Below are 12462 nucleotides of genomic sequence, written 5' to 3'. Positions count from 1 at the left end.
ACCCATGCCACCGACCCGACTCATCCCCGCCGCCCTGCTGGCGGTCCTGGCGCTGGTCGCCCCGGCCGGGCCTGCGCGCGCCGATGCCATCGCCACCGCATGGCGCGACCTGCAGGCGGGCGTGAACCGCGCGGACGTGGCGCTCATGGAGCGCGCGCGGGGCACGTTCGAAGCGCTGTCGCTCGCCGACGCGGCGTCGGCCGACCTGCACGCGTGCGTGGCGCTGGCCGACTGGCGCATGGCGCCGGTGCTCAGCCGCGCGGACGCCACGCGCAAGAAGTCCCGTCCGTTCGTCGAGGATGGCCTCGCGCAGTGCGACGCGGCCCTGAAACTCGATCCGAAGCACGCCGAGGCGCTGGCGCTGAAGGCCTCGCTGCAGGGCCTCATGATGGGCTTCGAGCCCGCCGCGGTGATGCAACTGGGCCCGGCCAGCGACGCCAACCTGAAGCGCGCCCTGGAGCTCGCGCCGGCCGACCCGCGCGTGTGGCTGCTGCAGGGCATCATGACGCTCAACCGCCCGGCGTTCTTCGGCGGCGGGGCGGACAAGGCGATGCCCGAGTTCCGGAAGGCCGTGGAGCTGTTCGCCGCGCGCCCCGCCGACACCTCGGCCGCGACGTGGGGGCGGGACGACGCGCTACTGTGGGCCGGCCGGGCGGCCACGCAGTTGAAGCAGGCGGACGTCGCACGGGAGTACTACCGCCAGGCCCTGAAGGTAAATCCCTCGAATGGCTGGGCCCACAGGCTGCTCGCGGACCTGGAGCCGGGCGCTGCCGCAGGGACCCCCACCCGGAAGGACACGCCGTGAAGCTGCACACGCTCCTGCTGGTCGCCGTCGCCGTGGGCCTGGCGCTGCTGGCGTGGGCTGCCGAGGCGGCACTGGCTGTCGGCGTGACCGGGAAGGTGCTCGATCCGGCGGGCCGGCCGGTCCCGCTGGCCGCCGTGAGCGTTCCGGCGGCACGAGTGGGCACGGTGACCGACGAGGGCGGGGAGTTCGCCCTGGACCTCCCGGCCGGCCCGGCGAAACTCGTGATCCAGCGCATCGGTTACGAGCGGATCGAGCTGAGCCTGACCGTGGCCGCGGGCATGGCGCCACTCTCGGTAAAGCTGGGCGAGGTAAGCGTGCCGCTCGCGGAGATCACCGTGACCACCTCCTCCTTCGGCAAGACCGGCAAGGGCGAGGGCGCGGTACTGAGCCGCATGGAGGTGATGACCACGCCGGGCGGGGCGGCCGACATCTTCCAGTCCCTGCGGGCGCTGCCGGGGATCAACGCGCCCGCGGAAGGGGCGGCGCTGTACGTGCGCGGCGGCGACCCGCGCGAGACGCTGGTGCGCCTCGACGGCAGCGATATCGGCCACCCCTACCACTACGAAGGCGCCTCGGGAGGCCTGTTCACCGCGCTGGACACCTACATGCTCAAGAGCGCGTTCTTCTCCAGCGGGGGCTTCTCCGCACGCTACGGAGGGGCGCTGTCCGGGGTGCTGGACATCGAGAGCCAGGACGACCTGGAGCGGCGCACGGTGTCGGTGGGCGCCAACATGGCCGGGTTCTCGGCGGCCGGCAGCTGGGCGTTCGTTCCGGATCGGCTTTCGCTGGTGGCCACCGCGCGCGTCACCTTCCCGGAACTCCTGTACAAGATCTACGGCGGGCCCCACGAGTACCAGACCGCGCCCAGCAGCCGCGACATCGCGGCGCGGCTGATCTGCCGCTACTCCCCCACGGGCAAGGCCGCCCTGACCTACCTGGGAGGCCACGACGGCGTGGGGGTGCAGGCCCACTACCTGAACTTCGAGGGCACCTACGACAACGTCTCCAGCAACCGCTACGCCGCGCTGCAGGTCAAGGACGTGATCGCCGGGAAGGTCTCGGTGCGGGCGCAGGGCGCGCTGCAGGACTTCCGCACCGACTGGTCGTTCGGCCCGGTGGGCGCGGGCCTGCGCGAGCGCGGCGCGCAGGCTTCGCTGGACGCGCTGTGGCCGCTCGGGCCCGACCATGAACTGGCCTTCGGAGGCGTGCTGCGTCGCCCGGACGCGGAGATCACCGGCCGATTCCCGGCCGACAGCACCGACTTCCAGCCCGGCTCCCCCACGCGCGAGTATGCCACCCGCGTGCGCGTGGACTATCCCGGCTTCTACGCCGAGGACAAGGTGCACCTGGGAGGGCCGCTCTACGCCACGGTGGGTGCGCGGTTCGACCACGTCTCCAGCCCGTCCACATGGACCGCCGACCCGCGCGCCGCGCTGGCGTGGCGCGTGGACGACCACCAGACGGTGCGCGTGGCCACGGGGCGCTATCACCAGCTGCCGGATCCCCGCTACCAGGATCCCGCGTACGGCTACCCGGGCCTGGGGCCGCTGTCGGCCACGCACGTCATCGCCGGATACGAATGGAAGTCCGAGCACACCAACGTGCGCCTGGAGGGCTACGCCAAGAGCTACCGCGACCTGGTGATCACCTCGCCCACGACGTTCTACGCCAACGGCGGGCACGGTCGCGCCCGGGGCGTGGATGTCTTCGTGCAGGGCTCGCGCGCGGCGCTGTCCGGGTGGGTGTCGTACGGCTACCTGGACGCGAAGCGGCTGGAGCTGGACGCGAAGACCGAGATGCCGGCCTCCGCGGGGGTGAAGCACTCGCTCACCCTGGTGGGGCAGTACCGGCTCTCGTCCTCGACCGAGGTGGGGGTGAAGTTCAACGTCACCAGCGGGCGGCCCTACACGCCGGTGGCCGGCGCGGTGTACGATACCGTGCGCCACAACTGGCGGCCGCTCTACGGCGACCACAACTCGGGGCTGCTCCCGCCGTACAACCGGCTGGACGTGCGCCTGACGCGGCTGTTCAAGATCGGCAGGGTGTTCGGATTGCCGGCCAGCAGCGTGTGCGCCACCTACATCGAGGCGCTGAACGTGCTCGGCAGACGGAACGTCCTGGACTACTACTACAATCAGGACTACACCCGGACCTACGTGGAGGAGTCCTACTTCAGCCGCCGCTTCCTCGTGGGCGGCGTGTCGCTGAGCTGGTGAGGAGGACGGTGGAACTTGCCCCGCTGCGCGTGCTGATCGTGGACGACGAGCCGCTGGCCCGCGCGCGCGCCCGGCGCATGCTGGGAGAGGCCGGCGGCGTGGAGATCGTCGGCGAGGCCGGATCCGCCGCGGAAGCCCGTCCGCTGGTGGAATCCACGCGCCCCGACGTGATGCTCCTCGACATCCAGATGCCCGGCGGCGACGGGTTCGAGCTGCTGCGCTCCCTGGGGGTGCGCCCCGCGGTGGTGTTCGTCACCGCGTTCGACCACTACGCGGTTCGCGCGTTCGAGGAGAACGCCGTGGACTACCTGCTGAAGCCGTTTCGCGCGGAGCGCCTGGCGGAGGCGCTGCGGCGGGCCCGGGCCGACCTGGGCCGGCCCGCGGAACTGGAGCGCCGGCTCACCGCGCTGCTGGAGGGGCTGCGCCGGCCCGCCGCCGACACCTGCCTGGAGCGGTTCACGGTGCGGGTGGCCACGCGCCAGGTGATCCTGGCTGCTGCCGCGATCCGGTGGTTCGGCGCGGAGGACAAGCTGGTGTTCGCGGCCACGGAGTGCGGCCGGCACTACGTGAACTTCACCCTGGACCAGCTGGAGCGGCGGCTCGACCCGAAGCGGTTCACGCGGGTGCACCGCGGCGCGATCGTCAACCTGGATCACGTCGCGGCGCTGCGCCCGGGGTTCGCGGGCACCTGGCGGATCGAGCTCAAGGGCGGGGGCGACGAGGTGCCGGTCAGCCGCCAGCGGGCGAAGGCGTTGCGGGAGCGGCTGGGGGCCTGAGGGCGCGGCAGCGCGGCGGGCGGGATTCGACGCGAAGAGCCCCTCGGCGCACGAGGCGGGATTCGGCGCGAAGGGCCCGGCGGCGCACGCGGCGGGATTCGACGCGCGGCGCCCACCCGAGCGGGTCCGCGAGGGCGGGCTCCGGCATCAAAGCCCCAGTTCCCCGGCGTTCGCCGAGAGCGCCTCGAGCACCGCCTGGATGTGCGCGTCCATTTCCACGCCCAGCTCCTCGGCGCCCCTGAAGATCTCCTCCCGGTTCACCGCCCGCGCGAACGCCTTGTCCTTGAACTTCTTCTTCACCGAGGACACCTTCACGTCCGCCACCTTCTTCGACGGCTGCACGTAGGCGCAGGCGGTCAGGAACCCGCACAGTTCGTCCACCGCGTACAGCACCCGGGCCATGTCGGTCTCGCGCGGCGCCTGGCCGGCGTGGCCCAGGATGGCGGTCACCATCTCCGCGGGATAGCCGCGCGAGCGCAGCACTTCCGCGCCCTTGCACGGGTGATCGGGCAGCTCGGGGTGCTTCTCGTAGTCGAAGTCGTGGAGCAGGCCGGTCACGCCCCACTCGTCCACCGGCGCCCCGCGCTGCGCGGCGTAGTGGCGCATGGCGGCTTCCACGCAGTAGCCGTGGCGGCGCAGGCTCTCGCCCTGGGTCCACTCGTGCAGCAGCGCCAGGGCCTCTTCGCGGGACGGGTAGGGCATCGGGGTTCCTCCAGGATCGGGGTTCTCGAAGGGCCGCCGCGGCGGGACGGATGGCGCGCGGCATCCCCCGCGGGCCGTTCACTTCTTCCGCGCGGCCAGGCCCACGCGGGGCATGTCGAAGTACACGTCGTCGGGCTCCACCCGGATGCGCAGGGCCTCGCGCACGCGGGGCGGGGAGTCCACCATCAGGTCGCGCAGCCGGCCCACCACCGAGGCGTCACAGTGGGCGCGCGCGGCCCACTCGCCCATGGATCGGCCGCGGACGGCGTCGTAGATGGGATCGCGCACCTCCAGCACCTCCAACCCGGCGCCCTCGCACATCGCGCGCCACTCCGCGGAGGAGTAACAGCGCACGTGGGTGGGATCGTGCAGCCGCTCCAGCGCGTCAATGTACTCGTCGGTCTCCCGGTGGCCCGGGGCCACGTTATCCACCACCGCCAGCCGCCCGCCCGGCGTGAGCACCCGGGCCGCCTCGCGCAGCGCGGCGCGGATGTCCAGAAAGTGGTGCGGCGCGATGCGGCTCACCACGCGCTCGAACGAGGCGTCGGCGAAGGGCAGCTGCCCGGCGTCGCCGGCCACGAAGCGCAGGTACCCCAGGCCTCTCTCCGAGGCCATGCGGCGGCCCTCGCGCATCATGGACAGCGTCAGGTCCAGGCCCACCACCGCGCTGGCGCCCCCGGGCATGGCCATCGCCGAGTGCCCGGTACCGGTGGCCAGATCCAGCACCCAGTCACCCACCTGGACATCGGCCAGCTCCAGCAGGTCCCGCAGCGTGGCGCCGTGCGCATGCACCGCGCTGGCCGCGTAGCCGGGTGCGGTGGAGGCGAACTGGCGCTGGATGTCGGCCCGCCGGATGGGCACGGGGCACTCTCCCTGGGTGGATCTGCGACCGCCCGGCCGGCGCGCAACCGCGCAGCGGCCCGTGGAGCCCAGGCGGCACTGAGATTTCCTTCGATACTATGATAAAATCCCGGGGTCATGTCCACCGACCCCACGCTTCCGCCGCTGCTGCCCGGGGAGACCCGCCGCTACAGCCGTCACCTGATCCTCCCCGAGGTCTCGGAGGAGGGCCAGCGCCGGCTCAAGGCCGCCCGCGTGCTGCTGGTGGGCGCCGGCGGGCTGGGCTCGCCGCTGGCGCTGTACCTGGCCGCCGCCGGCGTGGGCACGCTGGGAGTGGTGGACTCCGACGCCGTGGACGAAACCAACCTGCACCGCCAGGTGCTGCACGGCGACGCCGACGTGGGCTCGCCCAAGACCGAGTCCGCGAGCCGCGCCATCCTGCGCGCGAACCCCCACGTGCGCGTGGAGACCCACGAGACGCGCCTCACCTCCGCCAACGCCCTGGAGATCCTCGCGCCCTACGACGTGGTGGCCGATGGCAGCGACAACTTCCCCACGCGCTACCTGGTCAACGACGCCTGCGTGCTGCTCGGCAAGCCCGACGTGTACGGGAGCGTCCACCGCTTCGAGGGCCAGGTCAGCGTGTTCGCGGCCCCGGGCGGCCCATGCTACCGCTGCCTCTACCCCGAACCGCCGCCCCCGGGCCTGGTCCCCAGCTGTGCCGAGGCCGGCGTGCTGGGCGTGCTGCCCGGCACGGTGGGCCTGCTGCAGGCCACCGAGGTGATGAAGTGGCTGCTGGGCATCGGCGAGCCGCTGGTGGGCCGGTTGCTGCTTTACGACGCGCTGGCGGTGGGCTTCCGGGAACTGAAGCTGGCGAAGGACCCGCTCTGCCCGGTGTGTGGCGAGCAGCCTACGATCCGTGAGCTGGTGGACTACGACGCGTTTTGCGGTGGCACGGGCGGAGGCGCGCTGGAGGGATTCGCCGCGGCGGCGTCCGGCGCGGCCCCTGCAGTTCACCACGCCGGCGCGCTCGACGCCCACGACCCCTCGATCACGCCCCGCGAGCTGCAGCAGCGGCTCGATCAGGACGAGGATCTTCTGCTGCTGGACGTGCGCGAGCCCTTCGAGCACCGCATCGGCACGCTGCCCGGCGCGCTTTGCATCCCGCTGCAGCAGCTCCCGTCGCGCCTCTCCGAGATCGACCGGGCGCGCACCGTGGTGGTCTACTGTCACCACGGCCTGCGCAGCGCGGCGGCGGTCCGGTTCCTGCGCGACGCGGGCTTTCCCAGCGCCCTGAACCTGAGCGGCGGCATTGATGTGTGGGCGGTGACGGTGGACCCGGGGATGGCGCGGTACTAACCGCTTGGCCCCACGACGCAGGAGACCATGACCCGCCGGCGCGTGGCGAGCCGGCGGAAGGCCGCGATGCCCCGCTCCGCCCCCCACGCACGCCATCACGCGGCTGCTGCAGGCCGCGCGCGGCGGTGACGATGCCGCCCGGGAGCAGTTGTTCCAGGCCATGTACGCGGAACTCCACGGCATCGCCCGCCAGCACATGAGCCACGAGCGGCCGCCATGTCTCGTCCAGGGTGTACTTCTACCGGGTGGAGCTGGACGGGCAGTAGGTCACCCGGAAGGTTTCGCTGGTGAGATATGGAACGACACTGTCAAGGGGTCAGGGACGGCCGCTCTCCTGGTGGGGGTGGCCGTCATTCTCCTCCTGGTACGTATTCGTGGACGAGATGGACGGAGAAGGCCGGGCGCTTCCACGACGAGGCACGCGAGTGTTCACGGGTTGTGCCGACGCCCCGGCCAGAGCTGCATGACTGTGATGCGCCCGGAGGGTTCACTCTCGCCGCTGGAGCGCTCGCTGGGCACCACGTTCGAGTTGAACCTGGTGGGCGAAGTCGTCAACCCCCCTGCGGCGTGCCGAAGGTGCTGCTGAGAGGTAGATCCAACGCGTCTTCGGAGTATCGCGGCGACGGCCGCTCCCCACTACGGGGAGCGGCCGTCTTCGGCAATTGCCTGCGGTCGTTCCAGGCTACTGTAGGATCATGAGCTTCTTCTGATCCCGGAACGAACCCGCCTGCATGCGGTAGAAGTAGACTCCTGTGGAAGCCAGGCCGCCATCCTCCGTTCTGCGGTCCCAGCTCGCCAGCCAGTTGCCCGGCTGGTACCGGCCATCCACGAGTCGTCTCACCAGCCGCCCGGCGACGTCGAAGATCTCAATGCGGACGCGGCTGGCCTGCGGCACGTCGAAGCGGACAGCCGTTGTCCGGCTGAAGGGGTTCGGACGATTCTGGCCGAGGGCAAAGCGAACCGGAGCCTCCAGGGTCGGCCCCCGGCGCCGATGCAGCGAGCCGATCACGGACGTGTAGACGCCGCGGGTTACGAGGAAGAAGTCTCGGACCAACCCCGTGCCGAGCGCCGGGGCCGGGTAGCCGAGTGTGAGAGTGTCGCCGCTCACAAGCGTGGTGGCGGCCGAGTCCACGCCGGCCAGCGCCCCCAACTGGTCACCCAGGCGGGAGTGCTTGGCGCTCGATGGGCTCAGGATGCGGGCCGAGAGGTCCGTCTGCGGCACCACCCTCCCGATGAACCTCACGCCGTGCGTACCCACGAAGATGAGCCGCAAGTGCCCGTGGCTCAGCGAGTCGACCAGGAAGTCGTCGGCGTTTTCCCGCGGGTAGTCGCGGACGGCCGTGCGCCAGCCACCTTGGCCGTCCGGGGCCTCGATCTTGATCCCGTCGGAAGCGAGCAGATCACCATCGATCGAGGCGGGGCTGGCTCCCTTGACGATTCGGACCTTCCCCTTGATGGCCCCGTTGATGGTGAAGAAGCCGCCGTCGCCGCCAGTGAGGGCAGACTGCCGATTCGCCTGTCGGCCCTCGGCCTTGCCCAGCCTCTCGGGCACTCCAGCGGCGCCGAGGTCAACCAGGAGCGTGTCCCCGGGCTGACCGAGGTAGCCTGAACCACTTCCGTTTACCCGGGCGGTCAGGTCCTCGCCTGTGGGTTTCATTACCGAAACGGCGGCCACCTTCGAGCCCAGGAACGCACGCCCGGGGGTCAGATAGGCCTTCGTGCCCACCGGGTGGTCCAGGAGCACGAGTTTCGCCAGGCCAAGAGCCGTCTCCTCCGACTCGTTCTCCCGGATGCGCAGCTGGTAGTATCCTCCCGACCCACTGGCCGGCGCCCGCAGACGGAGGATGTCCCCCGAGAGAGCTCCGCTCACGGACCGACCCAGGATCGTGTTCTCGAGCTCCCAGCCAGCGTCGGTGCGAGTGTCCACGTATGGGCAGCCGGGGTCGCCGCCCCCTTCACCACCGCCTTCGCCACCGCCGCAGGACGTGAGGCCGCTGTGGATGCAGAAGGGATTGCCGAAGAGCGTGTCCACGACCGTGAGCCCGGGATCCCGGTAGTAGACAAGGATGAACTGGGCGTGACCCTGGGCCAGGCTTTCCGGTGGCGTCCAGTGAAAGAGCGTGTCGCAGAGGCCGATGGCTGTCGTGTCCCTGACCAGCATCGGCCAGCTCGTCGGATCCGAGGTGGAACTCGTGCCGATGTAGAGGCGACACTTCGTGGCCCCGACCTCGTTCGGCCCGGCGTTCCACACGCCGAGGCTCTCCGTACCCGCAGCCCAGCTCGCGGCGGTCAGCGGCAGCGGGAAGCTCGCGGGGTTTCTCCGTACGAGCTTGAAGACGCTGCTGAGGGAGACCAGTGAGTCGCTGTTCCAGAACCGGTAGACCAGCCCCACCTGCCCAAAGGCCGGAGTGCACGGCGTCGGACACCATATCCTGCTCGTCGCCGTCCCTGCGATGCTGGCATCGACCACCTCGGGCCAATTCGGGATCGAGGTCGTGCTCGCGCGGCCCAAGTAGAGCTCGATTCTCCTGAGCCCCGTCGTATCGCAGCCAGGCGCGCTCCACGTGAGCGAAGTACAGGTCCCGGTCGCCAATACACCTCCGCTCGTGGGCGAGGTCACCGCCACGCACGCGTTGATGGCAAACGTCGTGTCGCTTCGTCCGATCCCGAGTGCCCCGGGCTCGCTGGGGAACCCAAAGAGCGCATCCAGCTTGTAGTCTGTCGCGGCAGGGAATGTACCCGGCACGTGCCATGTGAAGCTTCCGGCACTGGCGGGGATGGCGCTCGCGATCATCGTCGTGTCCCCCATGACCGGGCTCTGGCTCCGGCGAACCCGAAGCCAGACCTTCTCGAGGTCTCCGTGGCCCGGTGACCAGGCTGCGGCGACCGCTCCCCGCTGCTGGAAGGACCCCCCACTCGGCGCGGTCACGACACGGGCTCGATGATGCCCGAGGTGAGACGCAAAGAGGAGGGAGTCGCTCGCGCAGCGCTGTCCGTCTCCGTCGAAGTCGGCGCACCCCGGGCCGCTGCACGGGGAGGTGGTGGCGCCCACCACGCTCGCGTCGGCCGAATCCACCGCATCCGAGGCCGCCGCCGTCAGGTCCGGTGAGTGCATCCTGATGTGGATGCCTTCTGCCACGATCGTATCGGTGCCTTGCACGAGATTGTAGACCGATTCCCCGCAGCCGGACGCCTGCCGACTCACCACCCGCGCTCGTCTCTCTGTGGACGAATACGCGGCTGAGAGAGACACGCCCAGCGTGTCCTCCTGGTCCCAGAACCGCATGGGGGTCGTTTCTGAGATGGTGCCTGTGCGGACCGCCTTGATCCGGAATCCGCCCGGGGGCGAAGCCACCCGGCTGTCCACGTGGGCGTTGACCAGGAGCGTATCGCCGTCGCCCCCCGGACAGGGCCTCACCAGGGCCGGCACAGTTAGGCTGTCGAATATGATCGCGAAGGGCTGGGACTCACTCTGCCCCGTTGCGGGGCGGGGGTTGCGCACCGTCAGCAGGTGGTACCCCGGGCTCGCTGCGAGCTGTGCTGCCGGGAGGCTCGCGGTCAGCTGGGTCGAGCTGACCACCGTCGTCGGAATAAGCTGTCCGTCCAACGCTGCCCAGGAGCAGTCGCAGAAGTCGGTTCCACTGAACTGGACCGTCATGCTGGTTCCGCCGGCGAGCGCGGCGTGGGACGAGCTTGAGACAAGGGAAGGACCGTCGGGCGACAGCTGCGAGGCTGCACATCGGAAGATATTGTACTGAGACTCCTCGCCCGCAGCGAGGCTGACACCGATCACGCGAGGCGTTGTGGTCTGGACAGTGAACCCTCCAGAGCTCCGTGATTCCACCGACAGCCCACATCCAGCCATCCACACGTCGTAGGTTCCGGCGGTTAAGTCGTCGAATGTGAAGCTTCCACTGACTCCGGTTGTGTCCATCCGGATAACGGTGCCGGCTTGGATGAGGGCGACCTCGACATCCTCCCACCCGCTGCCATCTGCCGAATGAACCACAGAGCCAGTGACCGCGGCCGCGTTGGTGATGGTTAGAAGCTGGGTGGGCGTGTTGTACCCACGTGCCGGTGCGTACACCTTCACCAATCGTGTACCAATGTTGGCAACGTCATGTGGTGACAGCGCCACGCGCAGGTGAACAGAGCTCACGAATTCCGTTGCCCGCGCGGAATCAGCCACAAGAACCTGACTGCACGACGTGAAGTTCTGGCCGGTGATCTCAAGGGTCAGGCTGGTGTCCGCCACCGGCTTGCGCGTGGGCCAGATCGCTTCCAGGATTGGCTGCAGCGTCGGTAGCCTGCGCGTGAAGTTGTTGCCCTCTGAGCTGGTCGCCGATGCGGAGAGCCCGATCGTGATCGCGGTGTCCCCGAGGGCGGTCTGCGACGCTCCACCAGACCCAGCCGTCGCATGGATCGAGGTGCTGTTTCTTACCTGGTACGTCCCTCGGGCAGGGCACGTGAAGCGATACATCCCGCTTGCATCGGTGGTGACCGTACCGACTTGCGATCCGTAGAGCGAGACCGGCAGGGCAACCCCGGCCGCAGCCGCGGTGTCGTTTGCCGTCGCCATGGACCAGTCGCAGTCGTCCATGACTCTTCCGGTGATTACGCCGTTTGTGTCGGCCAGGGCAATGGCCTGAATCCAGTTCCACATGTGCGGCGTCGAACCGGTCTTGCCTTCCCACTGACCGATAAACCACGCTGCCGAAGGGCTGCCCTCTGGGGCTAGGGGATCGAGCGCGATCCCGGAGTAGTCGCGGAAGTTGGACGGCGTGCCCGGCCATGCCGTGCCGCGCTTCACGCAGGCGGCCGGGGCGAAGCGGCCCCATCCCGCCGCCTTCGCGGTCAGGTATGCGCTCGGGTACTCATTCGACGGCCCGACCCCATCGAAACCCAGGTAGACGTTGCCTGAATCGTCCGCCACGCAACTGGGCATGATGTAGTCGTGCAATGAGTCGCTGTAGGTCGCCGAGTCGACCATCGTGGCCGTCGCCAGGTCGGCTGCAACCTGCACGCGGGCATACCGGATCCCGACGCGCTGTCCCGCGGTCGCGTACTCGAGCAGCACCGGCCACGCTGCCGTGACACATCGGTTTCTCGAGTACAGCGTTTGAAGTTGGCCGACCTGCTCCCCGATTCCGTTATAGGCCCTGAAGAGTTCTCCACCGGCGATAGAGACGGTTGCCCCGCAGCTGACACTCAGCCGGTGTTCGGTCAGGTTGTCCCACGTACCAGACAGGCAGACCACGCTGACGGTTGCGTCATTTTGTCTTACGAAGTACAGGGTGGAGTCTTGCGTCGTGTTGCACACCGGGAATCCGTCAACCTGAACCGCAGACAGGGTCAGCGTCCCTGCGTAGGCCGCTGCCTTGTCCGCGAAGAGGGGGGAGGCCAGCCTGGTAATCGCCAGCTTGTCTGCCGAGATTCCAAGACGCGGCCTGTCGTCGCAGTAGTTATCGCAGGTATCGGTTCGAATGTAGGTGAACCACCCCGTCGTATCCGCAGTTGGGATGGAGTCCCGCGAAATCGAGGCTCCTCTCAGAATTCCGTGAGCTCATAGCACGATTTTCGCCCATGGGTTGTCTGGCAGCGAGCAGCGCTGGAAGATCTTGATCTTGAAGTACTCGGCGTCGCGGTAGCCGCGGGCCTGGAAGCGCAGCGCCGCGATCTTGCTGTTGATGGATTCGACCAGGCCCAGGGGCACCGCGTGCTGGCTGCCAGCGATCACCGCATCGAGGTGCTGGGCGAGTCGCAG

At 69.4% G+C, this 12462-nt stretch carries 9 protein-coding genes; 5 read left to right on the top strand and 4 right to left on the bottom strand.

From position 1 onward, the window contains the following. Positions 1-4: 4 nt before the first annotated feature. From HZB25_06610 to HZB25_06600, 3 genes are read left to right on the top strand one after another with little or no spacing between them, the layout of a single operon-like run. Entirely contained in the window at positions 5-805 is an 801-nt protein-coding gene (locus HZB25_06610) for a hypothetical protein (protein ID MBI5836895.1), read from the top strand. Then, positions 802-3021, top strand: a complete 2220-nt coding sequence (locus tag HZB25_06605) for a TonB-dependent receptor (protein ID MBI5836894.1) — start codon at positions 802-804, stop codon at positions 3019-3021. Before HZB25_06610 ends, HZB25_06605 begins: the two co-directional genes overlap by 4 nt. An 8-nt stretch (positions 3022-3029) precedes the next feature. Then, on the top strand, positions 3030-3797 hold the full coding sequence (locus HZB25_06600; protein MBI5836893.1) for a response regulator transcription factor: 768 nt from the start codon (positions 3030-3032) through the stop codon (positions 3795-3797). A gap of 147 nt (positions 3798-3944) precedes the next feature. Here the strand turns inward: HZB25_06600 and HZB25_06595 are convergent, their stop codons facing one another. Both HZB25_06595 and HZB25_06590 read right to left on the bottom strand, forming a co-directional pair. Continuing rightward, positions 3945-4499, bottom strand: a complete 555-nt coding sequence (locus HZB25_06595; protein ID MBI5836892.1) for an HDIG domain-containing protein — start codon at positions 4497-4499, stop codon at positions 3945-3947. Between the two features lie 78 nt (positions 4500-4577). After that, on the bottom strand, positions 4578-5360 hold the full coding sequence (locus HZB25_06590) for a methyltransferase domain-containing protein (protein ID MBI5836891.1): 783 nt from the start codon (positions 5358-5360) through the stop codon (positions 4578-4580). Positions 5361-5477: 117 nt separating this feature from the next. On the opposite strand from HZB25_06590, the gene moeB reads away from it, so the two are divergent. Together moeB and HZB25_06580 are read left to right on the top strand one after the other, a co-directional pair. Continuing rightward, positions 5478-6698, top strand: coding sequence for a molybdopterin-synthase adenylyltransferase MoeB (moeB, locus tag HZB25_06585; protein MBI5836890.1), 1221 nt, complete (start codon positions 5478-5480; stop codon positions 6696-6698). A gap of 94 nt (positions 6699-6792) precedes the next feature. Continuing rightward, on the top strand, positions 6793-7284 hold the full coding sequence (locus tag HZB25_06580; protein ID MBI5836889.1) for a hypothetical protein: 492 nt from the start codon (positions 6793-6795) through the stop codon (positions 7282-7284). A gap of 96 nt (positions 7285-7380) precedes the next feature. On the opposite strand, the gene HZB25_06575 is transcribed toward HZB25_06580, so the two are convergent. Both HZB25_06575 and HZB25_06570 read right to left on the bottom strand, forming a co-directional pair. Then, positions 7381-12018 carry a T9SS type A sorting domain-containing protein gene (locus HZB25_06575; protein ID MBI5836888.1) on the bottom strand — a complete coding sequence of 1546 codons (4638 nt, stop codon included), beginning with the start codon at positions 12016-12018 and terminating at the stop codon, positions 7381-7383. 243 nt (positions 12019-12261) lie between these two features. After that, positions 12262-12462, bottom strand: a 201-nt coding sequence (locus HZB25_06570) for a transposase (protein MBI5836887.1), incomplete at its 5' end; no start/stop codon positions are given.

It is taken from the genome of Candidatus Eisenbacteria bacterium (assembly GCA_016235265.1).
Classification (GTDB): domain Bacteria; phylum Eisenbacteria; class RBG-16-71-46; order RBG-16-71-46; family JACRLI01; genus JACRLI01.
This window is presented reverse-complemented; position numbering and strand designations above follow the sequence as displayed.

Coding starts and splice junctions, on each gene's coding strand:
- HZB25_06610 (MBI5836895.1), top strand. CDS start 5: ATGCCACCGACCCGACTCATCCCCGCCGCCCTGCTGGCGGTCCTGGCG.
- moeB (MBI5836890.1), top strand. CDS start 5,478: ATGTCCACCGACCCCACGCTTCCGCCGCTGCTGCCCGGGGAGACCCGC.
- HZB25_06595 (MBI5836892.1), bottom strand. CDS start 4,499: ATGCCCTACCCGTCCCGCGAAGAGGCCCTGGCGCTGCTGCACGAGTGG.